The sequence below is a fragment of the Streptomyces sp. NPDC046939 genome (assembly GCF_040644575.1).
In the GTDB taxonomy this organism is placed as follows: domain Bacteria; phylum Actinomycetota; class Actinomycetes; order Streptomycetales; family Streptomycetaceae; genus Streptomyces.
The window spans coordinates 114,987-140,331 of sequence record NZ_JBEYWV010000003.1 but is presented as its reverse complement, the minus strand read 5'-3'; the positions used below and the strand labels follow the sequence as shown (position 1 = coordinate 140,331).

At 70.9% G+C, this 25,345-nt stretch carries 24 protein-coding genes; 11 read left to right on the top strand and 13 right to left on the bottom strand.

Annotated features, from left to right (window positions below; all coding sequences use genetic code 11):
• Positions 1-130: 130 nt before the first annotated feature.
• The gene (sodX, locus tag ABZ877_RS04625; protein WP_361064248.1) at positions 131-574 is read left to right on the top strand and encodes a nickel-type superoxide dismutase maturation protease; all 444 of its coding nucleotides are present in this window, start codon (positions 131-133) and stop codon (positions 572-574) included.
• On the opposite strand, the gene ABZ877_RS04620 is transcribed toward sodX, so the two are convergent.
• Positions 478-1,107 (bottom strand): CGNR zinc finger domain-containing protein, encoded by a 630-nt coding sequence (locus ABZ877_RS04620; RefSeq protein ID WP_361064245.1) that lies wholly within the window; start codon positions 1,105-1,107, stop codon positions 478-480. The two genes, sodX and ABZ877_RS04620, sit on opposite strands and share 97 nt — an antisense overlap.
• Before the next feature lie 126 nt (positions 1,108-1,233).
• Here ABZ877_RS04620 and ABZ877_RS04615 point away from each other — a divergent pair, with 126 nt between their 5' ends.
• Positions 1,234-1,998 (top strand): class I SAM-dependent methyltransferase, encoded by a 765-nt coding sequence (locus ABZ877_RS04615; RefSeq protein WP_361064242.1) that lies wholly within the window; start codon positions 1,234-1,236, stop codon positions 1,996-1,998.
• Positions 1,999-2,346: 348 nt separating this feature from the next.
• Here ABZ877_RS04615 and ABZ877_RS04610 read toward each other — a convergent pair whose 3' ends face one another.
• Genes ABZ877_RS04610 through ABZ877_RS04600 form a run of 3 tightly spaced genes read right to left on the bottom strand, consistent with a single transcriptional unit; the run spans position 2,347 to position 5,084 of the window.
• Positions 2,347-3,099 carry an amino acid ABC transporter ATP-binding protein gene (locus ABZ877_RS04610; RefSeq protein ID WP_361064757.1) on the bottom strand — a complete coding sequence of 251 codons (753 nt, stop codon included), beginning with the start codon at positions 3,097-3,099 and terminating at the stop codon, positions 2,347-2,349.
• A 35-nt stretch (positions 3,100-3,134) separates the two neighbouring features.
• A complete protein-coding gene (locus ABZ877_RS04605) occupies positions 3,135-4,070 on the bottom strand; it encodes an amino acid ABC transporter permease (RefSeq protein WP_361064239.1) in 936 nt (311 codons plus the stop codon).
• A gap of 36 nt (positions 4,071-4,106) precedes the next feature.
• Positions 4,107-5,084, bottom strand: a complete 978-nt coding sequence (locus ABZ877_RS04600; protein ID WP_361064235.1) for an ABC transporter substrate-binding protein — start codon at positions 5,082-5,084, stop codon at positions 4,107-4,109.
• Positions 5,085-5,658: 574 nt separating this feature from the next.
• Between ABZ877_RS04600 and ABZ877_RS04595 the strand changes: the two genes are divergently transcribed.
• From ABZ877_RS04595 to ABZ877_RS04575, 5 genes are all read left to right on the top strand, one after another.
• The gene (locus ABZ877_RS04595; protein ID WP_361064232.1) at positions 5,659-6,882 is read left to right on the top strand and encodes an NADP-dependent malic enzyme; all 1,224 of its coding nucleotides are present in this window, start codon (positions 5,659-5,661) and stop codon (positions 6,880-6,882) included.
• Positions 6,883-7,123: 241 nt separating this feature from the next.
• Entirely contained in the window at positions 7,124-7,273 is a 150-nt protein-coding gene (locus ABZ877_RS04590; RefSeq protein WP_361064229.1) for a hypothetical protein, read from the top strand.
• A gap of 119 nt (positions 7,274-7,392) precedes the next feature.
• A complete protein-coding gene (locus tag ABZ877_RS04585; RefSeq protein WP_361064226.1) occupies positions 7,393-8,355 on the top strand; it encodes a zinc-binding dehydrogenase in 963 nt (320 codons plus the stop codon).
• 101 nt (positions 8,356-8,456) lie between these two features.
• Positions 8,457-8,666: an HTH domain-containing protein gene (locus ABZ877_RS04580; protein WP_361064223.1), complete on the top strand. Its 210-nt coding sequence runs from the start codon at positions 8,457-8,459 to the stop codon at positions 8,664-8,666.
• A complete protein-coding gene (locus ABZ877_RS04575) occupies positions 8,666-9,223 on the top strand; it encodes a Clp protease N-terminal domain-containing protein (RefSeq protein ID WP_361064754.1) in 558 nt (185 codons plus the stop codon). Before ABZ877_RS04580 ends, ABZ877_RS04575 begins: the two co-directional genes overlap by 1 nt.
• A gap of 142 nt (positions 9,224-9,365) precedes the next feature.
• On the opposite strand, the gene ABZ877_RS04570 is transcribed toward ABZ877_RS04575, so the two are convergent.
• Both ABZ877_RS04570 and ABZ877_RS04565 read right to left on the bottom strand, forming a co-directional pair.
• Positions 9,366-10,370: a helix-turn-helix transcriptional regulator gene (locus tag ABZ877_RS04570; RefSeq protein WP_361064220.1), complete on the bottom strand. Its 1,005-nt coding sequence runs from the start codon at positions 10,368-10,370 to the stop codon at positions 9,366-9,368.
• A 1-nt stretch (position 10,371) separates the two neighbouring features.
• Positions 10,372-11,259 (bottom strand): DUF4097 family beta strand repeat-containing protein, encoded by an 888-nt coding sequence (locus ABZ877_RS04565; RefSeq protein ID WP_361064217.1) that lies wholly within the window; start codon positions 11,257-11,259, stop codon positions 10,372-10,374.
• Between the two features lie 180 nt (positions 11,260-11,439).
• On the opposite strand from ABZ877_RS04565, the gene ABZ877_RS04560 reads away from it, so the two are divergent.
• Positions 11,440-12,273: a hypothetical protein gene (locus ABZ877_RS04560; RefSeq protein ID WP_361064215.1), complete on the top strand. Its 834-nt coding sequence runs from the start codon at positions 11,440-11,442 to the stop codon at positions 12,271-12,273.
• A 27-nt stretch (positions 12,274-12,300) separates the two neighbouring features.
• Here ABZ877_RS04560 and ABZ877_RS04555 read toward each other — a convergent pair whose 3' ends face one another.
• From ABZ877_RS04555 to ABZ877_RS04535, 5 genes are all read right to left on the bottom strand, one after another.
• Entirely contained in the window at positions 12,301-12,483 is a 183-nt protein-coding gene (locus tag ABZ877_RS04555; protein WP_003961784.1) for a DUF6104 family protein, read from the bottom strand.
• 68 nt (positions 12,484-12,551) lie between these two features.
• Positions 12,552-16,373 carry a multifunctional oxoglutarate decarboxylase/oxoglutarate dehydrogenase thiamine pyrophosphate-binding subunit/dihydrolipoyllysine-residue succinyltransferase subunit gene (locus ABZ877_RS04550; RefSeq protein WP_361064212.1) on the bottom strand — a complete coding sequence of 1,274 codons (3,822 nt, stop codon included), beginning with the start codon at positions 16,371-16,373 and terminating at the stop codon, positions 12,552-12,554.
• A 234-nt stretch (positions 16,374-16,607) separates the two neighbouring features.
• Positions 16,608-17,750 carry a HAMP domain-containing sensor histidine kinase gene (locus ABZ877_RS04545; RefSeq protein ID WP_361064210.1) on the bottom strand — a complete coding sequence of 381 codons (1,143 nt, stop codon included), beginning with the start codon at positions 17,748-17,750 and terminating at the stop codon, positions 16,608-16,610.
• On the bottom strand, positions 17,747-18,484 hold the full coding sequence (locus tag ABZ877_RS04540; protein ID WP_361064207.1) for a response regulator transcription factor: 738 nt from the start codon (positions 18,482-18,484) through the stop codon (positions 17,747-17,749). The genes ABZ877_RS04545 and ABZ877_RS04540 overlap by 4 nt, the downstream gene beginning before the upstream one ends.
• Before the next feature lie 94 nt (positions 18,485-18,578).
• The gene (locus ABZ877_RS04535; RefSeq protein ID WP_361064204.1) at positions 18,579-19,265 is read right to left on the bottom strand and encodes a spermidine synthase; all 687 of its coding nucleotides are present in this window, start codon (positions 19,263-19,265) and stop codon (positions 18,579-18,581) included.
• 164 nt (positions 19,266-19,429) lie between these two features.
• Between ABZ877_RS04535 and ABZ877_RS04530 the strand changes: the two genes are divergently transcribed.
• Positions 19,430-20,221 carry a rhomboid-like protein gene (locus tag ABZ877_RS04530; protein WP_361064201.1) on the top strand — a complete coding sequence of 264 codons (792 nt, stop codon included), beginning with the start codon at positions 19,430-19,432 and terminating at the stop codon, positions 20,219-20,221.
• Between the two features lie 82 nt (positions 20,222-20,303).
• The gene (gene lon / locus ABZ877_RS04525; protein WP_361064198.1) at positions 20,304-22,727 is read left to right on the top strand and encodes an endopeptidase La; all 2,424 of its coding nucleotides are present in this window, start codon (positions 20,304-20,306) and stop codon (positions 22,725-22,727) included.
• Between the two features lie 162 nt (positions 22,728-22,889).
• Here lon and ABZ877_RS04520 read toward each other — a convergent pair whose 3' ends face one another.
• Positions 22,890-23,711 (bottom strand): lysozyme, encoded by an 822-nt coding sequence (locus ABZ877_RS04520; RefSeq protein ID WP_361064195.1) that lies wholly within the window; start codon positions 23,709-23,711, stop codon positions 22,890-22,892.
• Positions 23,712-24,023: 312 nt separating this feature from the next.
• Here ABZ877_RS04520 and ABZ877_RS04515 point away from each other — a divergent pair, with 312 nt between their 5' ends.
• Complete coding sequence (locus tag ABZ877_RS04515; protein WP_361064751.1) at positions 24,024-24,536, top strand: MarR family transcriptional regulator; 513 nt, start codon at positions 24,024-24,026, stop codon at positions 24,534-24,536.
• A gap of 15 nt (positions 24,537-24,551) precedes the next feature.
• Here the strand turns inward: ABZ877_RS04515 and ABZ877_RS04510 are convergent, their stop codons facing one another.
• Positions 24,552-25,340: a protein phosphatase 2C domain-containing protein gene (locus ABZ877_RS04510; RefSeq protein ID WP_361064192.1), complete on the bottom strand. Its 789-nt coding sequence runs from the start codon at positions 25,338-25,340 to the stop codon at positions 24,552-24,554.
• Positions 25,341-25,345: the final 5 nt, after the last annotated feature.

Sequence of the window (25,345 nt, the reverse complement as noted above, 5' to 3'; positions counted from 1 at the left end):
TCAGGTGCGACATTACTCCGTGCGGCACGGCTTTTCTCGGGTGCCCCCGGGGGCTTAGGCCAAAAGTCCAGGGCGACACTGGGACAGGTGGAGGATGGGACCGGCGGACGGAAACCGGGGAGGTCGGCAGATGCCCGAGGCGATCGGCGAAGGGCGTGGGACGAAGGTGCCGTTTCAGATCATCGAGGTGGACGGGCCTTCGATGGTGCCGACCCTGTACCACGGGGACTGGATGCTCGTGCAGTACGGCGCCCGGGTGCGGCCCGGCGACGTCATCGTCCTGCGCCACCCCTTCCAGCAGGACCTGCTGGTGGTGAAGCGGATCGCCGAGCGGCGCGAGGGCGGCTGGTGGGTGCTGGGCGACAACCCCGGGGCCGGCGGCGACAGCACCGTGTACGGGGTCGTGCCCGACGACCTCGTCCTTGCCAAGGTGCGCGGGCGGCTGCGGCGGCGCAGACCGTGGGCCGAGGGCGAGGGTCAGCGCTCGGTGACCGCCGTGGTGTCCTGGGCGCTCGGCGCGGTGCGGCCCGTGCTCTCGGACCGGTCCGCCTCCAGGCGCTTGCGGGCGCGGTAGGCGGCGACGTTGGCGCGGGTCGCGCACCGGTCGGAGCAGTAGCGCCGGGAGCGGTTGGTGGAGGTGTCCAGGTAGGCGTTGCGGCACGGGGCCGCCTCGCACAGGCCCAGGCGGTCCACGCCGTACTCGGTGAGGTGGAAGGCGAGCCCCATCGCGGCGATCGCGGCGTAGCCGGCCGTCGCGTTCGAGGGGTGGTCGGCCAGGTGCATGTGCCACAGCGGACGGCCGTCGTCGTCGCGGTAGTCGTGGCCGGAGATCTGCGGGCTCACCGGGAACTCCAGGAGCAGCGAGTTCAGCAGGTTCACCGCGAGCGTCTCGTCGCCGCCGTCCGCCGCCTCGAACACCGCGCGCAGACGGGCGCGGACGCTCCTGAACCGGGTCAGGTCGGCGTCCGCCGCGCGGCGGGCCGCCTCCTGGTTGGCGCCGAACAGCGCGCGCACCGCGTCCACGGACGTCAGGCTGTCCTTGCCGCGGACCGGCTCCTCGGTGTTGACGAGGCGCACGGCGTAGTCCGAGTAATAGGCCAGTTCCACTTGTAGTCCTTACGGGGGCGGTCTATGGTCAGGGCGGGCAGTTGTAATGCTCGTATCGGCTTTCAGGGTATTACGTGTCGGGGTGCGCGGCGCATCACGCACACGATGCCCGTACGGGAGGGCTTCATGACCGAGACCGACATCACCGGGACCGACTGGCACGCCTGGCAGCAGAGCTGGGACCGGCAGCAGGAGTGGTACATGCCCGACCGCGAGGAGCGGTTCCGGGTCATGCTCGACATGGTCGAGGCATGCGTCGGGCGCACACCCCGCGTCCTCGACCTCGCCTGCGGCACCGGCAGCATCACCGCACGGCTGCTCGCCCGCTTCCCCGAGGCCACCAGCGTCGGGGTCGACCTCGACCCGGCGCTGCTCGCCATCGCGCGCGGCACCTTCGAGGACGACCCGCGCACCGCCTTCGTCACCGCCGACCTCAAGGACCCGCGCTGGACGGAGGCGCTGCCGCACACCTCGTACGACGCCGTGCTCACCGCCACCGCCCTGCACTGGCTGCATACCGAACCCCTCGCGACGCTCTACGGCCAGCTCGCCGGACTCGTCCGGGACGGCGGCGTCCTCATGAACGCGGACCACATGATCGACCAGACGACGCCCCGGATCAACGCCGCGGAGCGGGCGGTTCGGCATGCGGCCATGGACTCGGCGAAGGCGGAGGGGGCGCTCGACTGGGCCGCGTGGTGGGAGCTGGCGGCCAAGGATCCGGTTCTCGCGGAGCCGACGGCTCGGCGGTTCGAGATCTACGGGGAGCATGCGGACGGGGATACGCCGTCGGTCGCCTGGCATGTCGAGGCGCTGCTCGGGGCGGGGTTCGGCGAGGCTCGGGCGGTGTGGGCGTCGCCGTCCGATGCGATGGTGCTGGCGCTGCGGTGACCGTGCGCGGTCGCGTCTGCGGGGTCTTGTCCCGTCGCGGGGTGCGGGTGCGTTGTGGCTGGTCGCGCAGTTCCCCGCGCCCCTGAAGGCCTGCGGCTGCGCCGCGCCTTCCCCGTGGTGAGGTGGTTCCGCGCGTACGTGCCCCTGAGATGGTGCACGGAGTGCGCGTCTCAGGGGCGCGGGGAGCTGTGCGAGCGACCACGGCGGGACCCGCGCTCGGGCACGTGCTCGAGACGGAGGCGCCAGGGGTCACACGCCCGGGCGCCTCGCACGGGGGCGTGCGCCCGGGGAAGGGGCGCCCGGGGTCCAGCCCCGGGCGCGCACCCTCCCCCGGGTCAGCCGGGATGGCTACAGGACCTTGGAGAGGAAGCCCTGCGTCCGTTCGTGCTGGGGGTTCGTCAGGACGTCGCGGGGATGGCCTGATTCCACGACCACGCCCTCGTCCATGAAGACCAGGCTGTCGCCGACCTCGCGGGCGAAGCCCATCTCGTGGGTGACCACGACCATCGTCATGCCGGACTCGGCGAGCCCGCGCATGACGTCGAGGACGTCCCCGACCAGCTCGGGGTCGAGCGCGGAGGTCGGCTCGTCGAAGAGCATCAGCTTCGGGTCCATGGCCAGCGCGCGGGCGATGGCGACGCGCTGCTGCTGGCCCCCGGAGAGCTGCGAGGGGTAGTTCTTCGCGCGGTCGGCGAGGCCGACGCGTTCGAGGAGTTCACCCGCCCGCTCCCGGGCCTGCGCCCGGGAGACGCCCTTGACCTGGACCGGCGCCTCCATGACGTTCTCCAGGGCCGTCATGTGCGGGAAGAGGTTGAAGCGCTGGAAGACCATGCCGATGTCCCGGCGCTTGAGGGCGACCTCGCTGTCACGCAGCTCGTAGAGCTTGTCGCCCTTCTGCCGGTAGCCGACCAGTTCCCCGTCCACGTAGAGGCGACCGGAGTTGATCTTCTCCAGGTGGTTGATGCAGCGCAGGAACGTCGACTTGCCGGAGCCCGAGGGGCCGATGAGGCAGAAGACCTCGCCCTGCTTGACCTCCAGGTCGATGCCCTTGAGGACCTCGACGTTGCCGAAGGACTTGTGGACGCCCTCGGACTTGACCATGGCTGTGGCGGCGGAGGCCGTCTTCTCCGGAGTGCTCACGCGGCACCTCCCTTCGGGCGGCCGACGACGGTGCGCAGGCGCTGCAGCGGGGTCGGGGGCAGCGAACGGGACGTGCCGCGCGCGTAGTACCGCTCGATGTAGTACTGCCCGACGCTGAAGATCGAGGTGAGGACCAGGTACCAGGCGGCGGCCAGGAAGTACATTTCCACCGTGGAGGCGGAGGACTGGCCGATGTCCGAGGCCACCTTGAACAGGTCGAGGAACTGCACGGCCGAGACGAGCGAGGTCGTCTTCAGCATGTTGATGACCTCGTTGCCCGTGGGCGGCACGATGACGCGCATGGCCTGCGGGATCACGATGCGGCGCAGGGTCTTGGAGTGGCTCATGCCGAGCGCGTGCGCGGCCTCGGTCTGGCCCTCGTCGACGGCGAGGAGGCCGGAGCGGCAGATCTCCGCCATGTACGCGGCCTCGTTGAGCCCGAGTCCGAGGAGCGCCGTCAGCAGCGGGGTCATGAACGAGGACCAGTAGTCCTTGTAGATGAACCCGAGGTTGATGTACTCGAAGACCAGGCCCAGGTTGAACCAGATGAACAGCTGGACGAGGACCGGGGTGCCGCGGAAGAACCAGATGTAGAACCAGGCGATGGTGCTGGTCACCGGGTTCTTCGACATGCGCATCACGGCGAGGACGATGCCGCCGACGACGCCGATGACCATGGAGAGCACGGTCAGTTCGAGCGTCTTCCCGACGCCGGTGAGGACCCGGTCGTCGAAGAAGTAGTCGGGGATCGTGCCCCACTGGATCTTGCCCTGCGAGAAGGCGTAGACGATGGCGCCGAGCAGTGCGAGGGCGACGACCGCGGAGACGTAGCGGCCCGGGTGCCGGACCGGGATGGCCTTGATGGCCTCCGGCGGGGCGCCCGCGGGCGCGCTGCCCGCGGGCTCGTTCGCCTTGCTGAGGGGTGGTGTCATGGGTGGTGCCTTTCAGAGCCCGTCAGAGTGCTGGGGTCAGGAACCACCGTTGATCTTCGCCTCGGTGACGGCGCCGTCCTCGACGCCCCACTTCGCGATGATCTTCTTGTACTCGCCGTTCTTGATGATCGCGTCCAGCGCGGCCTTGAGGGCGTCGCGCAGCTGCGTGGCGTCCTTGGCGACGGCGATGCCGTAGGGGCCGGCCTCGACCTGGTCGCCGACGATCTCGAAGTACTTGCCGCCGCCCGACTTCTTCACCGAGTACGCGGCGATCGGGTAGTCGGCGGAGACGACGTCGGCGCCCTTGGAGCGCATCCGGGTCTCGGCCTCCGGGTTGGTGGCGAAGTCCTCGACCTTCAGGGCCTTCTTGCCGTCCTTCTCGCACTTCTTCGCCTGCTCCTTGGCGAGGTCCTGCGAGAAGGTCGCCGTCTGCACGGCGATCGTCTTGCCGCACAGGTCGTCCCAGGTCTTGATCCCCTGGTCGTCGCCCTTGTTGGTGTAGAGCGAGACGCCCGCGGTGAAGTAGTCGACGAAGTCGACGCCCTTGCCGACCTTCTTGCCGGTGTCGCTGTCGATGCCGTTCTGACGGTCCTTGGTGTCCGTCATGGCCGACATGGCGATGTCGTAGCGCTTGGAGGCGAGGCCACCCACGAGGTCGGCGAACTTGCCGTTCTGGAAGTCGAACCGCACGCCGAGCTGCTTGCCGAGCGCCGCGGCGATGTCCGGGTCGATACCGACCGCGTTGCCCGAGTCGTCCTTGTACTCGACGGGCGCGTACGCGATGTCCGAACCGACGTGGATGACGCCCTTGTCGCGGATCTGCGCCGGCAGCTTGTCGGCGAGCGGCGCCGACGTCGAGGAGCCCGAGGCGGAGGAGGAGTCGTTGTCCTTCGACTTCGTCTGGTCACCGCAGCCGGTGAGCAGCAGGGCGCCGGCGACCGCGATCGCGCCGACCGCGGCTGTCCGGGACTTCGCGGAGTGCGCGGTCGTGCGACGGGTGGTGCTTGCGGTCATGGTGGGGTCCTCCGGCGGAATGGGTGGAGTTGCCGTTCGGTCGCCTGGGCACACACCTTCGGGTGTCGCGACCTCGTGCGATGTCGTTGCGATGAACGGCATCTTGCCATTCGGACGGGCGGCCGTTGGGGGTCGGCGATGTCAAAATCGGATAACGGGTCCGCCAAGACGGCCAACACGGTGGCTCATCACGGTGCATGGGGCCGGATCATCTGCGGGCCCGCCGCGGGGTGACGGGAAAATCTCCGGCCGACGGCCTGGCGTCTCAATATTCGAGCCGTGTTCCGGCGGGCGTCGAGCGCGAGTTGACGACTTGTCCACATATTCGGCTATGAGTCATGTCACCGGGCTGTGATCGATCACGTATGGGGTCGTCCGCACCACGGTCCGTCGGGTAAGAAGGTTCTTTACACCCCTCATCCGGGGCTCAGGGCGCGCGTGCGGCGCGCCCGTCGTGTACGCACCTGTGCGGCGGTTCCCCAACAGGAACCGACTGGGGCGTACGCGGTGCCCGCCCGCTCCTCAACCAGGAGCGGACACCCTCACCTGATTCAGAACCTAAGGGGTAAGACAAGTGGCAGCGGAGATCGTCAATCCTCGCAGCGACAGCAGTACCGGCACCGAGGGCGGCAGCGACGTCGCGGACCCCTTCGATCCGGCGTTCGCGCTGCACCGTGGCGGCAAGATGGCCGTGCAGGCCACCGTGCCGGTCCGTGACAAGGACGACCTGTCCCTGGCGTACACGCCCGGCGTCGCGAAGGTGTGCAGCGCGATCGCGGAGCAGCCGGAGCTCGTCCACGACTACACGTGGAAGTCGAGCGTCGTCGCCGTCGTGACCGACGGCACGGCCGTGCTCGGGCTCGGTGACATCGGCCCCGAGGCGTCCCTCCCGGTGATGGAGGGCAAGGCCATCCTCTTCAAGCAGTTCGGCGGCGTGGACGCGGTGCCGATCGCCCTCGCCACGACCGACGTGGACGAGATCGTCGACACCGTCGTGCGGCTCGCCCCGTCCTTCGGCGGCGTCAACCTGGAGGACATCTCGGCGCCGCGCTGCTTCGAGATCGAGCGCAGGCTCCAGGAGAAGCTCGACATTCCGGTCTTCCACGACGACCAGCACGGCACCGCCGTGGTCACGCTGGCCGCGCTGAAGAACGCGGCCCGGCTCAGCGGCCGCACGCTCGGCGAGCTGCGCGCCGTGATCTCCGGCGCCGGCGCGGCGGGCGTCGCCATCGCCAAGTTCCTCCTGGAGGCGGGGCTCGGCGACGTCGCGGTCACCGACCGCAAGGGCATCGTCAGCCGCGACCGCGAGGACCTCACCGAGGTCAAGCGCGAGCTGGCGGAGATCACCAACAAGGCCGGCCTCTCCGGCTCCCTGGAGGACGCCCTCGCGGGCGCCGACGTCTACATCGGCGTCTCCGGCGGTACGGTCCCGGAGGCCGCGGTCGCCTCGATGGCGCCGGGCGCGTTCGTCTTCGCGATGGCCAACCCGACGCCCGAGGTGCACCCCGACGTCGCGCACAAGTACGCGGCCGTCGTCGCCACCGGGCGCTCGGACTTCCCGAACCAGATCAACAACGTGCTCGCGTTCCCGGGGATCTTCGCGGGCGCGCTGCAGGTCCGGGCCTCGCGGATCACCGAGACGATGAAGATCGCCGCGGCCGAGGCGCTCGCCTCCGTGGTCGGCGACGACCTCTCCGCCGAGTACGTCATCCCGTCACCGTTCGACGAGCGGGTCGCCCCCGCGGTGACCGCGGCGGTCGCCGCTGCCGCGCGGGCCGAGGGCGTGGCGCGGCGGTAGTGCCTTCGCGGCCGTGCCAGGTGCCGGCCGCGCGGGCCGGGCTGACCGGGCTTGACCGTGCTGGCGGTGCTGACCGCGCTGCTCGGGCTTGGCGGCGCGGGTGGTGCTGGCTGCGCTGGTAGTGCTGGCCGTGATGCTCGTGCTTGGCCGCGCTGGTCGTGATCCGCGTGCTGGCCGTGCTTGGCCGCGCTGGTAGTGATGCCCGTGCTGGCCGCGCTGGGCCGTGCTGGTGGTGTTGGCTGTGTTGGTCGTGGTGCGCGTGCTGGCCGCGCTGGTGGTGCTGGCCACGTGGGTCGTGGTACTCGTGCTGGCTGTGCTGGCCGTGCTGGTCGGCTTGGCCGCGCTTGGTCGTGGTGCACGTGCTGGTCGTGCTTGGCCGGGCTGGTCGTGATGCTCGTGTGAAAAGGGGCCCCGCCTTGTGTGGGGCCCTTTTCTCGTGGTGCGCCAGAGGACGTGTGTCACAGCCGTGGGTGGTTCCCCGCTCCTGGCGGGACGCCTATCGTCAAGGTCATGTTCGCCGCCTATGCCGCCCGCATCGACCGTGACCAGCCGCTGAACGGATTGGAGTTGGGGGAGCGGCCCGCCCCCCAGGACCGTCCCGGCTGGACGACCGTGAACGTCAAGGCCGCCTCCCTCAACCACCACGACCTCTGGTCCCTGCGCGGGGTCGGGCTCGGCGAGGAGGCGCTGCCCATGATCCTGGGCTGCGACGCCGCCGGAATCGACCGCGACGGCAACGAGGTCGTGCTCCACTCCGTCATCGGCCAGACCGGCTACGGCGTCGGGCCCCGCGAGGGCCGCTCCATCCTCACCGAGAAGTACCAGGGCACCTTCGCCGAGCAGGTCACGGTCCCCGAGTGGAACGTGCTGCCCAAGCCCAAGGAGCTCTCCTTCGAGGAGGCCGCGTGCCTGCCGACCGCGTGGCTGACCGCGTACCGGATGCTCTTCACGAACGCGGGCGTGCGGCCCGGTGACTCGGTGCTCGTGCAGGGCGCGGGCGGCGGTGTCGCAACCGCCGCGATCGTCCTCGGCAAGGCCGCCGGTCTACGGGTCTTCGCCACCAGCCGCGACGAGGCCAAGCGCAAGCGCGCGCTCGAACTCGGCGCTGTCGAGGCCGTCGAGTCCGGGGCGCGGCTGCCGCAGCGGGTGGACGCCGTGATCGAGACCGTCGGCGCCGCGACCTGGTCGCACTCCGTCAAGTCGCTTAAGCCGGGCGGCACGCTGGTCATCTCCGGCGCGACCAGCGGGCCCAGCCCGAAGTCGGCCGAGCTGAACCGCATCTTCTTCCTGGAGCTGAAGGTCGTCGGCTCGACGATGGGCTCCAAGGACGAGCTGGAGGACCTGCTGTCCTTCTGCGCGGCGACGGGGGTGCGGCCGGTCATCGACGAGACGCTGCCGCTGGACCGGGCGCGGGAAGGGTTCGAGAAGATGGCCGGCGGCGAGCTGTTCGGGAAGATCGTGCTGACGGTCTGACCAGCGGACCGAGCGGGGGAGGGGCGCTGCGGCGCCCCTTTTTCGCACCATCGATGTCAACCCTGGTTGACGCGTGGGCACTGTCAACCTACATTGACACCATGACCGAGGCTACAGATCTCGCCGAGCAGGCGGGCGCCCGCGACCCGCGCGTCGGGCTGCGGTCCGTCGCCGCGCTGCGGCGGCTGCTCGAGCAATTGGAAGCGGTACAGGTGCGCAACGCGCGCAATCAGGGCTGGTCGTGGCAGGAGATCGCGGCCGAGCTGGGGGTCAGCCGGCAGGCCGTGCACAAGAAGTACGGGAGGCGATGATGTTCGAGCGGTTCACCAAGGGCGCCCGGGACGTGGTCAAAGGCGCCTACGTCCATGCGGAACGGGAGCGCGCCCCGCACGTCGACGAGGGCCACCTGCTCCTCGCCGTCCTCGACGCCCGCGGCACCCGGGGCTCCTTCGCCCTGGGCGCGCTCGGCGCGGACACCGCCGGGAAGCGGGCGTCGATCGGCGAGGCGCTGCTCACCGCACGCCGCCGCGCCGGGCTCAGCCAGGCCGACGCGGAGGCCCTCGCCGGGCTCGGCATCGACGTGGACGAGGTCGTCGCCCGGGTCGAGGAGGCCCACGGCGTCGGGGCGCTGAGCGGCGGCCGTCGCCTCGGCGGGCGGCGCCCCTTCGCCAAGGGGGCCAAGGGCGTCCTGGAGTCGTCCCTGCGCATGGCGCTGGCCCACCACGACCGCGCGATCGGCGACGAACATCTCCTCCTCGCCCTGGCGACCCGCCCCGGCATCACGAGCGAGGCGCTGGCCGCACACGGGGTGACGGTCCCCGCGCTGGAACGGGTCCTGTACGCGGGCGGCGAGGCGGCGGCGAGCTGAACGCCCCGGGGTCATGAGTCACAGGGCGCTGGACGTGGGCTGATCGTGCTGGGCGGTGCTGCACGCCGTACGGCTTCCGAACCGGGCGCGGCGTCGTCCTCACCGGCCCGGCGCGGAAGCGGACCGCGCCGGCCGGACCCCCTCACACCTTCGGCCCCCGCAACACCTCCCCGATCCGCGCCGCCGCCTCCGCCAGATGGTTCCGGGCCGCCGTGACCTGGTCGGCGGAGACGCCGTGGTCGCGGGCCGTGTCGCGGATGTCGTCCCTGAAGCGGTCCAGGAGGCGGTCCAGGTCGCGGGCCGGGTCGCCGGTGGAGTCCTCGGCGGCCCAGGACGGCACGTACTCCGCGGCCACCTTCTCCGACCCGGGGCGGTACGCGGGCTCCGCCGTCCCGAAGTCCTTGCCGAAGGTGCGGCCGAACTCGCCGAACTCCTTCGCCAGCTCGGAGAGCCCTTCCCGCACGCCCGTCGGCCAGTCGCCCCGCGCGAAGTGGTCCTGCACCTGGTCCTGCACGCGCTTGGCCATCCGCTGGAACTCGTCCTGCGCCTGCGCCCGCACCTTGTCCTGCGTCTCCTTGGCCTGGCGGCGCGCCCGCTGCGCCTCCTCGCGGGCCCGGCGGCTCTCGTCCTTCGCCCGCCGCGCCTGCTCCTTCCACTCCTGCTTGGCGCGGCGCAGCTCCTCCTTGGCGGTGCGCCAGGACTCCTTGTCGGTGAAGTCCATGAGGTCGCCGAGGTCCGGCGTCCGGCCGCCACGGGCGCCGCGCGCCTGCGAGGTGGCGGCCCGCACCTCGCGGCGCAGATCGCCCGCCGCGCCCCGCACGTCGTCCCGGATCTCGGCGGCCAGCTCGGCGACGGACTCGCGGATCTCCAGCTCCAGGTCGGCCAGTTCACCGCTGCGGTCGGCCAGCTCGGCGCGGCCCGCGTCGGTGATCGCGTAGACCTTGCGGCCGCCCTCGGTCGTGTGGGTGACGAGGCCCTCCGACTCCAGCTTGGCCAGGCGCGGGTAGACCGTGCCCGCCGACGGCGCGTAGAGCCCCTGGAAGCGCTCCTCCAGCAGGCGGATCACCTCGTAGCCGTGGCGCGGGGCCTCGTCCAGCAGCTTCAGGAGGTACAGGCGCAGGCGGCCGTGGGCGAAGACGGGGGGCATGTCAGAGCACCTTCTTGTCGGCGGGGGCGTCGGCCGGCGCATCGGCGGGGTCGTCGGCGGTGGGGGTGGCGGGTTCGTCGTCCTCGCCCGGGGGCCTGCGCAGCAGCGCGATCGAGCCGGAGACCGTGGTCGCCTTGAGGGTGCCGGTGCCCGCGCCGAGCCGCCCGGCGATCCGGTGGGCGCCCCACTGGCCGGAGACGCGCAGCCCCTCGAAGGCGTTGGAGACCGCTCCGCTCGCCGTGCTCGCCTCGACCTCGGTGTCCGCCGGGTGCGGGATGCGGACGGCTATCTCGCCGGAGACGCTCGTCAGCGCCACGTCCGTGGGGCCCGCCGGGTCCAGGTCCACGACCAGCGAACCGCTGACGGTGTCGGCCTTCACGAGCGGGCCGGAGCCCTCGACGACGGTCAGGTCGCCCGAGACCGAGTTGAACCGGAGATCACCGGTGACCGCCTGCGCCTCGACGCTGCCGGAGACCGTGCTGGTGCGCACCGGGCCGGTGACGCCCACCAGCGTGGTGTCGCCGGTGACGCCCTTCACCTCGGTGCGCCCCTCGATGCCGGAGACGACGGCGCCCGCGCCCACCGCGCCCAGCTCGACGCGGGTGCCGCTCGGCACGGCCAGCGAGACGACGGCGCTGCGGTGCCAGCCCTTGCGGTCGAGCCATTTGAGGAAGCCCTTCCAGGGCAGGTCGTCATAGGCGACGGTGAGCGTGCCGCCCTCCAGGGCGACCCGCAGCGGCGGCCCCTCCATCTCCGACACCTCCAGGCGGGCGGTGTCCTCCTCGGTGCCCACCACGTTCACCGTGCCGTTCACGATGCGTACGTGCAGGGCCGTCACCGGATCGTCGAAGGTGAGTTTCCGCGGCTCCCCGACGGACCACTCGGTCATGGTGCGACCTCCTCGCATGGAGCGAACGCGCCATATCGCGTCCTCTGTCCAACACGATATATCTCGGTTACGGAAAGTCAAGACTGTCGCGAAGTCCCGTGCGGGTCACTCCCGGACCCGCGCCACCGAACAGCATCTATCTGTGGTGCAAGTGGGGTGAATTGCCCCTAGCGTGGATACATGCCGTCCCCGCGATCCGCCACCGGCGCACTGCTGCTCTGCCGCGCCGAACCCGATGTCGTCGGCCCCGCCGCCCAACTGCTGCGCCAGCGGATGCTGCTCACCCGCGCAGGCGCCGAGTGGAGCGTGCTCGTGCCCGAGAGCGAGCCGTGGCGGGCCGCGACGGACGGCGGCGGCGACCCCAGCGAGGTCATCGACCGGATCCTCGGCGGCTGGGCGGCGGCGCTCGCGGTCGGCGCGCCCTGGCCGGTACTCGCGCTGTGGTGGGACGCCGACCGCAGCGGCTTCACGCTCGCCTCCGGCTTCCGCCGCCCCGTCGGCTACGAGTGGCTGGCGAACGGCACGCCCGTCGGCGAGGAGGAGGCCATGCGGACCTTCGCCGCCCGCCTCGGCCTCGACCCGGTGCTCGACATGCAGTCCCTCGACGTGCTGACCACGCCCGACACCGCGGCCGACGCCCGCGCCCGGCTGCGCGGCCTGCTCGCGGTGCTCACCCGTACCGGACTCGCCCTGCCCCCGGGCCTGGTCCCCGGCGAACCGTCCGACCGCCTGTGCGAAGCCGCGCGGCGGGACGGCGCCGAGACCGTCGAGTGGCCCGGCTGGCGGGACGCCGTCCACGCGGAACTGGACGTCGTGGAGACCACCGGCATCGGCCCGTGGATGCGCGGCCCCAAGGGGCGCGCCCTGGCCGCCGCGCACCTTGCGGCCGGGCTGCCGCTGACGGTGTACGGCTTGCGCAGGCGCGGTGGCGGCTGGCTCGCGGCGGGCGGCCTGCTGCTGGTCCAGGGCGCGCTCGGACTCGCCTACGACCGGATGCGCGCGGCCCGCGACTGACGGTGCCCAGACGCCCGTAGGACGGAGCTACTCGTCCTCGTCCTCGTCGTCCAGGCGCGCCAGCCACGTCGCCAGGCGCTCCACCGGCACCTCGAAGTCCGGGTTGAGATCGACGAACGTACGGAGCTGCTCGGCGAGCCACTCGAAGGTGACCTCCTCCTCGCCGCGCCGCTTCTCCAGCTCTTCGATGCCACGGTCCGTGAAGTACATACCCCCAGGATATGCGGCAGGACCGCACCCCCTGACGGGGATGCGGCCCTGCACAGTGACCGGGGCGACTACGCCTCGAACACCTCGCGGACGAGCTGCTCCTGCTCGGCCTGGTGGCGCTTGGCGGAGCCGACCGCAGGGGACGAGCCGTGCGGGCGCGAGATGCGCCGCAGACGCTCGGTGCCCGGGAGGCCCGCACCGACGGCGAGGTCCAGGTGGTCGATCAGGTTGAGGGCGATGAACGGCCAGGCACCCTGGTTCGCCGGCTCCTCCTGCGCCCACAGGTACTTCTCGGCGTTCGGGTACTTGGCGATCTCCGCCTGGAGCTCGGCGCCCGGCAGCGGGTACAGACGCTCGACGCGGATGATCGCCGTGTCCGTGATGCCCTTCTTCTTGCGCTCGGCGTCGAGGTCGTAGAAGAGCTTGCCCGCGACGAAGACGACCTTGCGGACCGCGCTCGCCTCCACCGACTCGTCGCCGATGACCGGGCGGAACTGGCCCGACGTGAACTCCTCCACCTTCGACGCGGCGGCCTTGAGGCGCAGCATCGACTTCGGCGTGAAGACCACCAGCGGCTTGTGGTGCGGGTTGTGCACCTGCCACCGCAGGAGGTGGAAGTAGTTCGACGGCAGCGTCGGCATGGCGACCGTCATGTTGTTCTGCGCGCAGAGCTGGAGGAAGCGCTCGACACGGGCCGAGGAGTGGTCCGGGCCCTGGCCCTCGTAACCGTGGGGGAGGAGCAGCGTCACACCGCTCGTCTGGCCCCACTTCTGCTCGGCGGCCGAGATGTACTCGTCGACGACCGTCTGCGCGCCGTTGACGAAGTCACCGAACTGCGCCTCCCACATGACGAGGGACTCGGGGCGCGCGAGCGAGTAGCCGTACTCGAAGCCCATGACCGCGTACTCGGAGAGCAGCGAGTCGTAGACGTTGTACCGGGCCTGGTCGGGCGACAGGTACAGCAGCGGCGTGTAGTCCTCGCCGGTCTCCCGGTCGATGAGGACGGCGTGGCGCTGGCCGAAGGTGCCGCGGCGCGAGTCCTGGCCGGACAGCCGGACCGGGGTGCCCTCCAGGAGGAGGGAGCCGACGGCGAGGGTCTCGCCCATGCCCCAGTCGATCGTCCCGTCCTCGATCATCGCGGCGCGGCGCTGGAGCTGCGGCAGCAGACGCGGGTGCACCGTGACGTGGTCCGGGATGTTGACCTGGGACTCGGCGATGCGCTTGACGACCTCCTGGGAGATCGCCGTGTTGACGGGCACCGGGAACTCGGCCTGCGGCTCGGGCATCTGGGCCTCGCCCGGCTGCGCGACGGCCTCGCGGACCTCGGTGAAGACCTTCTCCAGCTGGCCCTGGAAGTCCTGGAGCGCCTGCTCGGCCTCCTCCAGGGTGATGTCGCCGCGACCGATGAGGGACTCGGTGTAGAGCTTGCGCACCGAGCGCTTCTTGTCGATCAGGTCGTACATCAGCGGCTGCGTGAACGCCGGGTTGTCCGACTCGTTGTGACCGCGGCGGCGGTAGCAGATGAGGTCGATGACGACGTCCTTGTTGAACGCCTGGCGGAACTCGAAGGCCAGCCGTGCGACGCGGACGACGGCCTCGGGGTCGTCACCGTTCACGTGGAAGATCGGCGCCTCGATCATGCGGGCCACGTCGGTGGCGTACATGGAGGAGCGCGAGGACTCCGGGGCGGCGGTGAAGCCGACCTGGTTGTTGATGACGATGTGGACCGTGCCGCCCGTGCGGTAGCCGCGCAGCTGCGACATGTTGAGCGTCTCGGCGACCACGCCCTGGCCCGCGAAGGCCGCGTCACCGTGCAGGGCGACGGGCAGGACGGTGAAGTCCGTGCCGCCCTTGTTGATGATGTCCTGCTTGGCGCGGGTGATGCCCTCGATGACCGGGTCGACCGTCTCCAGGTGGGAGGGGTTCGCGGCGAGGGAGACCTTGATCTGCTCGCCGTCCAGGCCGGTGAAGGTGCCCTCGGCGCCCAGGTGGTACTTGACGTCGCCGGAGCCGTGCATCGACTTCGGGTCGAGGTTGCCCTCGAACTCGCGGAAGATCTGCGCGTACGACTTGCCGACGATGTTCGCGAGGACGTTCAGGCGGCCGCGGTGGGCCATGCCGATGACGACCTCGTCGAGGCGGGCCTCGGCGGCGGAGTCGATGACCGCGTCGAGCAGCGGGATGACGGACTCGCCGCCCTCCAGGGAGAAGCGCTTCTGGCCGACGTACTTGGTCTGGAGGAACGTCTCGAACGCCTCCGCCGCGTTCAGGCGGCGCAGGATGCGGAGCTGCTCCTCGCGCTCCGGCTTGGAGTGCGAGCGCTCGATGCGGTCCTGGATCCACTTGCGCTGCTTGGGGTCCTGGATGTGCATGAACTCGACGCCGGTGGTGCGGCAGTACGAGTCGCGCAGCACGCCGAGGATGTCGCGCAGCTTCATCATCGACTTGCCGGCGAAGCCGCCGACGGCGAACTCGCGCTCCAGGTCCCACAGGGTGAGCCCGTGCTCGGTGATGTCCAGGTCGGGGTGCTTGCGCTGCTTGTACTCCAGCGGGTCGGTGTCGGCCATGACGTGGCCGCGGACCCGGTAGGAGTGGATCAGCTCGAAGACGCGGGCGGCCTTGGTGACGTCGTCGTCGTGCGAGGCGTCGATGTCCTTGAGCCAGCGGACCGGCTCGTAGGGGATGCGCAGGGCCTTGAAGATCTCGTCGTAGAACTCGTTCTCACCGAGGAGGAGGTTCGCGACGATGCGCAGGAACTCGCCGGAGGCGGCGCCCTGGATGACCCGGTGGTCGTAGGTCGACGTGAGCGTCATGACCTTGGAGATGCCGAGCTTGTTCAGGGTGTCCTGGGAGGTGCCCTGGAACTCCGCCGGGTAGTCCATCGAGCCGACGCCCATGATGACCGACTGGCCGGGCATCAGACGCGGCACGGAGTGGACGGTGCCGAGGCCGCCGGGGTTGGTCAGGGAGACCGTGACGCCGGAGAAGTCCTCCATCGTCAGCTTGCCGTCGCGGGCGCGGCGGACGATGTCCTCGTAGGCCTGCCAGAACTCGAAGAAGTTCAGCGTCTCGGCCTTCTTGATGCCCGCCACGACCAGCTGGCGGTCGCCGTTGGGCTTCACCAGGTCGATCGCGAGGCCGAAGTTGATGTGCTCCGGCTTGACCAGCGTCGGCTTGCCGTCCTTCATCGCGAAGGAGTAGTTCATCGACGGCATGGCCTTGATGGCCTGCACCATCGCGTACCCGATGAGGTGCGTGAAGGAGATCTTCCCGCCGCGGGCGCGCTTGAGGTGGTTGTTGATGACGATGCGGTTGTCGAACAGCAGCTTCACCGGGACGGCGCGCACGGACGTGGCCGTGGGGACCTCGATGGAGGCGTTCATGTTCTTCGCGACGGCGGCGGCGGGACCGCGCAGCGTCACGAGCTCGGGGCCGGCGGGGGCCTCGGTCGTCACTTGTTCAGCCTTCTTCGGAGCGGGGGCGGCGGGAGCGGGGGCGGCCTTCGCGGCGGGCGCCTGCTGAGCGGTCTGAGCCGGCTGCGCGGGCGCGGCGGCGGGCTTCGCGGGCTCGGGGGCCTTCGCGGGCGCCGGTGCGGCGGGGGCGGCCTGGGTCTGCGCGGCGGGCGCCGGCTGGGCCGGGGCCTCGGCCTTCTGCGCCGGCGCCTTCACAGCCTCGGTCGGCGCGGCCCCCGTGGCCGCGGCACCGGGCTTGTAGTCGGCGAAGAAGTCCCACCAGGCGCGGTCGACCGAATTCGGGTCCTGGAGGTACTGCTGATAGATCTCGTCGACGAGCCACTCATTGGGACCGAAGGCGGCGGCAGGGCTCTTGCCCTGCTCCGCTTGGTCGGTCTCGGTGGAGATGCTCGAGTTACTGGGGGACTGTGGCGACACGGCGGTAACCGCCCTCTTCCGCTTCTCACAAGGTGATGGACAGCGGGAATAAAGGCTACGCCTCCATGAGCGGGACGTGCAGACCGGGCCGGTGATCCGTCGCGTAAGTCACACTGGGGATCTGGTTTCGGGCCGCGAAATGGCGGGAAACAACCGGGGTTCACGTACGTTCGACCGCGCGCCCGGCGCACCTGGCGCGACTGGGCGCGGCTTGACCTCCGCCTTACCGAGACCCTACGTCAACTTTGCGGTCCCGGCTTGTCCCGGAAGAGTGACCCTGATCCGGCAGCCGCGCTCCGATTCGGCCACGCCGATCTTGCCGCCGTGCAGGTCCACGGCCCAGCGGGCGATGGCGAGGCCGAGACCCGTGCCACCGTCACCCTTCCCCTTCGCCGAGTGTCCGGCGTTGCCCCGGTTGAAACGCTCGAACACCCGGTGCCACTCCGACTCGGGGATACCGGGCCCCTCGTCCAGCACCTCCAGCTCCAGGGAGTCGGGGGTGAGCCCGCGTCGCGCGCGTACCGTGACGCGGCCGTGGGCCGGGGAGTGCTTCACCGCGTTGTCGATGAGGTTGGCCACGACCTGGTGGATGCGTTCCGGGTCGGCGTGGGCCGTAAGTTCCGGAGGCGAGACGTCCAGGTGCAGATGGACGTCCGTACGCGTATGGGTGCCGGAGCCGGAGGCGATGCCCGCGCGCTGGGAGACCGCCATGTTCGCCTCCTTGAGCACGCCCGACAGGTACGGCCAGACCTCGAAGCGGCGGGCCTTGAGCGGCACCACGCCGTTGTCCAGGCGGGAGAGGTCCAGGAGGGTCTCCACGAGGCGGCCGAGCCGCTCCGTCTGCTTGAGGGCCGTGCGCATGGTCTCCGGGTCGGCGGCCATGACGCCGTCCACCACGTTCTCCAGGACCGCGCGGAGCCCCGCGATGGGGGTGCGCAGCTCGTGCGAGACGTTGGCGACCAGCTCCTTGCGCTGGAGGTCCTGCGCGGCCAGCTCGTCGGCCATGCGGTTGATCGTCACCGCGAGGTCGCCCAGCTCGTCGCGGCGGTCCGCGCCGCGCACACGGCGCGTGTAGTCGCCGTTGGAGATGGAGCGGGCCACCGTGTTCATCTCGTCGAGCGGCGCGGTGAGGCTGTGCGCCACGAACTGCGTGATGAGCAGCGTCGCGATGATCGAGAAAACGGTGATGAAGCGCAGCTCCGTCGCCGTGTACATCGCCACCATGATCAGGCCCGTGGTGATGAAGACGGAGACGACGACGAGCGTGCCGAGCTTCGCCTTGATCGAGAAGGGGCGCAGACCGCCCGTCGCCCGGTGCGGGCCGACGGCGTGCGGGCGTGCGGCGCGGGCGTGCGGTGTCCGGTCCCCGCCGCTCATGGCGTCGGCGTCTCCAGTGCGTAGCCCACACCGTGCACGGTGCGGATGCGCTCGGCGCCGATCTTGCGGCGCAGCGCCTTGATGTGGCTGTCGACGGTACGGGTGCCGGAGGCGTCGGCCCAGTCCCACACCTCGGCGAGCAACTGTTCGCGGGAGAGCACCGCGCGCGGGGTGTTCGCGAGGCAGACGAGCAGGTCGAACTCGGTCGGGGTGAGGTGCACGTCCTCGCTCCTGACGCGGACCCGGCGCTGGGCGTGGTCGATCTCCAGCTCGCCGAGGCGCAGGATGCCGCTGCGCGGGGTCGCGGCGGCGAGCGCCGCCCGCTCGACCCGGCGGAGCAGGACGTGGACGCGCGCGGCCAGCTCGCGCATGGAGAACGGCTTGGTCATGTAGTCGTCGGCGCCGACGCCGAGCCCGACCAGCATGTCCGTCTCGTCGTCGCGCGCGGTCAGCATCATGACCGGCACCGGCCGCTGCGCCTGCACGCGGCGGCAGACCTCCAGGCCGTCGAAGCCCGGCAGCATGATGTCGAGGATCAGCAGGTCGGGCTGCCACGCCTCGGCCGTGTCGACCGCCGAGGGCCCGTCCTGTGCGGTTTGCACGAGGAATCCCTCGGCCCGTAGCCGGGCGGCGATGGCGTCCACGATCGTGGGGTCGTCCTCGACGACCAGAACCCGGCGCTGGGCGCCCGGGGTCGCCGTGCTTCCGTTGTGGGAGGTGTGTGTCTGCTCCATCGCCCCGCCCCTGAATGCGCACCGTCCCGGCGCGCTTGACGCTTGAATGATCTGGGTTTCGGACGTCAGCGTACGGGGAGTTACCGCCGGTCGGCTACGCGGCCCGTACTGCGAGGTGCACCACGTCGGGTACGCCTCGGACAACGGGGATCTCTTCGGTGCGGACCGACCGGAATCCGGCATTCCGCAAGGTTCCTTCGAAATTTGCGGACGGCTGTGCGGACCAGACGGCGAGCACACCGCCGGGGGTGAGCCGGGCCCGGCAGGCGGCGAGCCCGGCGGGGGAGTAGAGGCTGTCGTTGTCCTCGGTGACGGTCCAGTCCGGGCCGTTGTCGATGTCCAGGCAGAGCGCGTCGTAGCTGCGGGACGTCTCGTGCAGATGCCGTACGAGATCGGCCTCGACGATCTCCGTACGGGGGTCGGCGAGCGCGTCGGCGGAGAGCGGGCGCAGCGGTCCGTCCAGGTGCCAGTCGATGACGGCGCGCTCGCGCTCGATCACGGTGATGCGGCCCCAGCGCGGGTCCGCCGCCGCGTGGGCCAGCGAGAAGCCGACGCCGAGGCCGCCGATCAGCACGCTCGGGGCCGGGCGCTCCGGGGGCAGTTCGGCGAGCGCCGCGTCGATCAGGAGCCGCTCGGAGCGGCCGTCGGAGGTGTCCATCAGGAAGGTGCCGTTGGCGATGATCTGGAGCAGGTCGCCGTGGCGGCGCAGGACGACTTCGCCGTACGGGCCCGTACGGCGGTCCAGGACGGTGGGCTGTTCCGTGAGAATGCTGTCGGGCATGCGGCCATTCTTCCGGGCCCGCGCACGCATGGCGTGGGAGTTCCGGGACAGGAGAGGGAAAACGCGACCAGTGCCGACGCGATCGGCGTCCATGAGGTTGCTGTGAAACGAGTCACATTTGAGGCCCCGGTGAAAATCGAAACGTGCAATAAGGGGTGTCCCGCGTGAAACCGGGCGCGACGGCTGACCAGACGACCGCGCCGGTCGCCGAGGCCGCGCCCCGGCCTGCGCTGATCGGGGTCCCGGCGCAGCCCGGGCCGCCCGCCGTCGAGAGCGCGCCCAGAGGGTCCGGGCGCCGCCGCCGGCTCCTCCGGCTGCTCCCCACCCCCACCGGCACGCCGTTCACCTTCGCCTACGCCCTGGTCCTGATCGCCACCTCGCTCTTCACCGAGTTCGCCGACCCGGACACGGTCACCCGCGTGCACCAGGCGTCCAGTACAGATGTCACTCATCTTGCTCAGTCGCCGATGCTCGTGCTGACGGCCAGCGCGCTGTGGACCGTGGGCGGCATCGCCTCACCGTTCATGATCGCGTTCGTGCTCGTGCTGACCGCGCTCGAACGGCGCACGGGCGGCCCGCGCACCGCCGCCGTCTTCGTGCTCGGCCACGTCCTCGCGACCCTGGCCACCGAGGTCCCCGTCGGCCTGTCGGTGATGCTGGGCCACCTTCCCCACACCTCCCTGCACCGCCTCGACTACGGCGTCAGCTTCGGCCTCGCCGCCAGCATCGGGGCGCTCGCCGGACTCCTCACGCCCTGGCCGCGCTACGCGGTGCTCCTCGTCTTCGGCGCGATGCTCGCCGCCGACCTGTGCTCGTTCGCCGACCCGATGACGAGCTGGGGCCACCTGCTCGCCCTGGCGATCGGCGTCGCCACCTGGCCACTGCTGCGCCGCCGCCGTCAGAGTCGGTGGGCTCAGGAGGCTTCCCTCGGAGGTGCCGGTCCCGACGATCGCTGAGAGCGAACGCATGCCGGGGAACATCCCGAGGCAGTCAAGCATTGAGTCCACATAGCTCAACTTGAATGCCGAAGGGGAGATCATGGCTTCGACGTCCACACCGCTCACCTTGCCTGTGCTGCCGCTCGACGACGAGGTCGTGCTGCCCGGCATGGTCGTGCCCCTGGACCTGAACGACAACGACGTACGCGCCGCCGTGGAGGCCGCCCAGGCCGCCGCCCGCTCCGACGGCGACAGCAAGCCCAAGGTGCTGCTTGTTCCGCGGATCGACGGCACGTACGCGAACACCGGTGTGCTCGGCACGGTCGAGCAGGTGGGCCGTCTCGCCGACGGTGACCCCGGCGCCCTCATCCGCGGCCGCGGCCGCGTGCGCATCGGCGCGGGCACCACCGGACCCGGCGCCGCCCTCTGGGTGGAGGGCCTGACCGTCGAGGAAGAGGTGCCCGAGCCGCTGCCCGGCGCCGTCACCGAGCTGGTCAAGGAGTACAAGGCGCTCGCCACGAACTGGCTGAAGAAGCGCGGCGCCTGGCAGGTCGTGGACCGCGTCCAGCAGATCGACGACGTCTCCGTCCTCGCCGACAACTCCGGCTACTCGCCCTTCCTCACCACCGACCAGAAGATCCAGCTCCTGGAGACCGCCGACCCGGTCGCCCGCCTCAAGCTCGCCACCGAGCAGCTGCGCGAGCACCTGGCCGAGCAGGACGTCGCCGAGTCGATCGCCAAGGACGTCCAGGAAGGCGTCGACAAGCAGCAGCGCGAGTTCCTGCTGCGGCGCCAGCTCGACGCCGTCCGCAAGGAGCTGCGCGAGCTGAACGGCGAGAAGGAGGGCGAGGAGTCCGACGACTACCGCGCCCGCGTCGAGGCCGCCGACCTGCCCGAGAAGGTCCGCGAGGCCGCGCTCAAGGAGGTCGAGAAGCTGGAGCGCGCCAGCGACCAGTCCCCCGAGGGCTCATGGATCCGCACCTGGCTCGACACCGTCCTCGAACTCCCGTGGAACGAGCGCACCGAGGACGCCTACGACATCAAGGGCGCCCAGGAGGTGCTCGACGCCGAGCACGCGGGCCTGCAGGACGTGAAGGAGCGCATCACCGAGTACCTGGCCGTGCGCAAGCGGCGCAGCGACCGCGGTCTCGGGGTCGTCGGCGGCCGTCGCGGCGGCGCCGTGCTCGCCCTCGTCGGCCCGCCCGGCGTCGGCAAGACCTCGCTCGGCGAGTCCGTGGCGCACGCCATGGGCCGCAAGTTCGTCCGCGTCGCCCTCGGCGGCGTCCGCGACGAGGCGGAGATCCGCGGCCACCGCCGTACGTACGTGGGCGCCCTGCCGGGCCGCATCGTGCGGGCGATCAAGGAGGCCGGGTCGATGAACCCGGTGGTCCTGCTCGACGAGATCGACAAGGTCGGCTCCGACTTCCGCGGCGACCCGGCCGCGGCCCTGCTCGAAGTCCTCGACCCGGCGCAGAACCACACCTTCCGCGACCACTACCTGGAGGTCGAGCTCGACCTGTCCGACGTGGTCTTCCTGGCCACGGCGAACGTGCTCGAAGCCATCCCCGAGGCGCTGCTCGACCGCATGGAACTGGTGCGGCTCGACGGCTACACCGAGGACGAGAAGGTCGTCATCGCCCGCGACCACCTGCTTCCGCGCCAGCTGGAGCGGGCCGGTCTGGCGAAGGACGAGGTCACCATCGACGAGAGCGCGCTGCGCAAGCTCGCCGGTGAGTACACCCGTGAGGCCGGCGTCCGCAACCTGGAGCGCGCCGTGTCCCGGCTGCTCCGCAAGGTCGCGGCGCAGCACGAACTCGGCGAGCGCGATCTGCCGTTCACGGTGACCGACGCCGACCTGCGCGACCTCATCGGGCGCCCGCACCACGTGCCCGAGTCCGCCCAGGACCCGGCCGAGCGGCGCACGGCGGTGCCGGGTGTCGCGACCGGCCTCGCGGTGACCGGCGCGGGCGGCGACGTCCTCTTCGTCGAGGCGTCCCTCGCCGACCCGGAGACGGGCGCGGCGGGCCTGACCCTCACCGGTCAGCTCGGCGACGTGATGAAGGAGAGCGCGCAGATCGCCCTGTCGTTCCTGCGCTCCCACGGGGCCGAGCTTGAGCTGCCCGTCGGCGACCTGAAGGACCGCGGCGTGCACATCCACTTCCCGGCGGGCGCGGTGCCCAAGGACGGGCCGAGCGCGGGCGTCACCATGACGACCGCCCTCGCCTCCCTGCTCAGCGGGCGCCTGGTCCGTACGGACGTGGCGATGACCGGTGAGGTGTCGCTGACCGGGCGGGTCCTGCCCATCGGCGGCGTGAAGCAGAAGCTGCTCGCCGCGCACCGGGCGGGGATCACGACGGTGATCATCCCTAAGCGGAACGAGGCGGATCTGGACGACGTCCCCGCCGAGGTTCTGGAGAAGCTGGACGTGCACCCCGTGACGGATGTCCGTCAGGTGCTGGAGCTGGCGCTCGCCCCGGCCTCGGCTTCGGCCGACGCCGGGCTGGAGGTTCCGGTCGCGGCGTGACGTGTGCGGCTGGGCAGTGAAGGCCCGGGCTCCCATGGGGGGCCCGGGCCTTCTTCGCGTACGTCACGGGTTCTCTTGGGAGCCCCGGGTGTTCCCTTACCGCCACGGGGCTCTGCCCCGGACCCCGGTCCTCAATCGCCGGACGGGCTTGTCGTGGCCGGTTCAGCCGTTGGCTAGGGCCTGGACTCGGTCGAGGGCGCCGTTGAACTTGTCGTGGTCGCCGACGGTCGGGCCGCTCGATGTGTACTGCCACATCGTGTAGAAGCCCCAGCCCGCGGGCAGCGTGCCCGGGTCGGAGGCGTAGCGGGCGATCCACAGCGGGTTCGTGGAGCCGAAGGCGGCGGAGTTGCCCGTGCACTGGGTCCACCAGCTCGTCGCCGTGTAGATGACGGCGTCGCGGCCGGTGCGCGCCTTGTACTGGGTCACGAAGTCGCGGATCCAGGACACCATCCCGGACGCCGTCTTGCCGTAGCAGGCGGCGCCGTACGGGTTCCACTCGATGTCGAGCACGCCCGGCAGTGTCCTGCCGTCCTTGGACCAGCCGCCCCCGTGGTCCACGAAGTAGTTGGCCTGCGTGGCGCCGCTCGTGGTGTCGGGGGTCGCGAAGTGGTACGCGCCGCGGATCATGCCCACGTTGTACGAGCCGTTGTACTGCTGCGCGAAGTACGGGTTCGTGTAGTACGTGCCTTCGGTGGCCTTGGTGTAGGCCCACTTCACGCCGCTGCCCCACAGGGTCGACCAGGCCACGTTGCCCTGGTGGCTGCTGACGTCGACGCCTTCCGTCTGGGTGGCGCGGCCGACGGGGCCCTGGCCGGTGTCGCCGTCGTGCGCGGCGACGCCCATGCCCAGGTGGGCGCTGCCGCGGGCGGGCACGTCGGCGGCCTGCGCGGAGCCGGGGAGAGCGAGGAGGAGGGAGAGCGCGGCGAACAGGGCGCCTGCGGCGACGCCTCTGCGCTTGCGGAAGACGGGTCTGTGCACGGGCATTGCATGCCTCCATAAGGCCGTGGGGGACCAGCGAGGCGCTGATCGGGGACCTGTACTGGGGTGTGCGACCTCTCGGCATGTCACAGGTGGGGATGGCACCGTGGACGTCCGTCTGCGTCACCGACCCGGACGCGGCTGGTGTGGACATGCCATGCATGACGCTACGCATGTAGACCCGGAGGTGGGAAGGGGGTCCGGATGCCGCCGTTGGTCTACTCCTGCGAAATACTGACGGAGCTGCGGTGATTGCCGCGATTGGCGAAAACTTTCAGAACTGGGAAACCCGGGGAAACTCTGGCCATGGGTGCTGACGTGCACGAAGACGGGAACGGCGAGCGGCGCGCCGCCGAACGGGACGCGCGTTCCGCTTCGGCGCGAAGTGGTGTGGACCAGCGTGTGGACCAGGAATTCCTCTCCCTCGAAAGGGAGTTGACCGTCTTCCTGCGCCGCGCCCGCGCCTCCTCCGGCGAGATGGCCCGCGAGGTCCACCCCGACCTGGAACCGGCCGCGTACGGGCTGCTTGTGCGCCTTGAGGAGTGCGGGGCGCAGCGGGCCACCGAACTCGCCGCGTACATCGGCGTCGGCAAGGCGACGATGAGCCGCCAGTTGCGCGCCCTGGAGGAGCTGGGCTTCGTCTCCCGCGAACCCGACCCGGCCGACGGACGCGCCTGGCTCATCTCCCTCACCGAGCGCGGCCGTGTCGATTTCGGGCGGGTTCGGGATGCCCGGCGCGAGCGGTATGTGCGGCAGCTCGCGGGGTGGGACCGGTCGGAGGTCGCGGAGTTGGCGCGGTTGCTGCATCAGCTGAACGCGGGGGCCGAGTAGGGCGGGGCTCGGTGGTCACAGCTCCGCGTAGACGAGTGTCGCGTCGTCGTGAAGTTTGCCGCGGCCCAGATACGTACGGGTCTCCGCGTCCGCGTCCTCCAGCGCCCGGACCCTGGCCACCGTCGCCTCCGCGCCCTCCTTGCGCACCAGTGCGAACAGGTCGGCCCAGTCGCCCTCACGGAACTTCTCGACCCAGCGCGTCACCCCGTCGGTCAGCGCGGCGAGCGCGCGGACCTCGGAGCGGGGGAGCGAGCCGGTGACGGCGCGGGAGGCGACCGTCGGGTCGGCGGCGGCCGTGAAGAAGCCGCCCTCCTTGTTGCGCACGGTCGCGTCGGCCACGGCGTCGGAGACCAGGTTCGCGCGGGGCACGCGGTCGAGGCGGTCGTCGAGCAGCGCCGACACCGTGCCGTCGGCCGCCTCGACCAGCAGCGCCGAGTCCGACAGCACCAGGTAGGCGACGCGCTCCGCGTCCCAGCGGGCGAGCACGACGGTTGCCTGAGGTGTGCGCGGGTGAGAAAGGTCACAGGTTGAACGATGTGCTTCGGCGGTACGGGCGAGGGCCTCCGCGAGGATGTCACGCAACGTCATATCGGGGCGCGAAGCGGACAGTTCGGCCAGGGCGCCGCCCAGGCGGGCCGTGAACCAGGGGACCGAATGCAGACAGCCGTCGTCGCCGGTCGGAGGGGTGACACCGTCGAGCACGACCACGGCGCCGCCCCGCCCCGAAGCCGGAACCGCTACCGACGCGTAGTCCTCGTTGGGGCGGTCCTGGGTGCCGGGTTCGGTGGCCAGTTCGATGCGCATCCAGC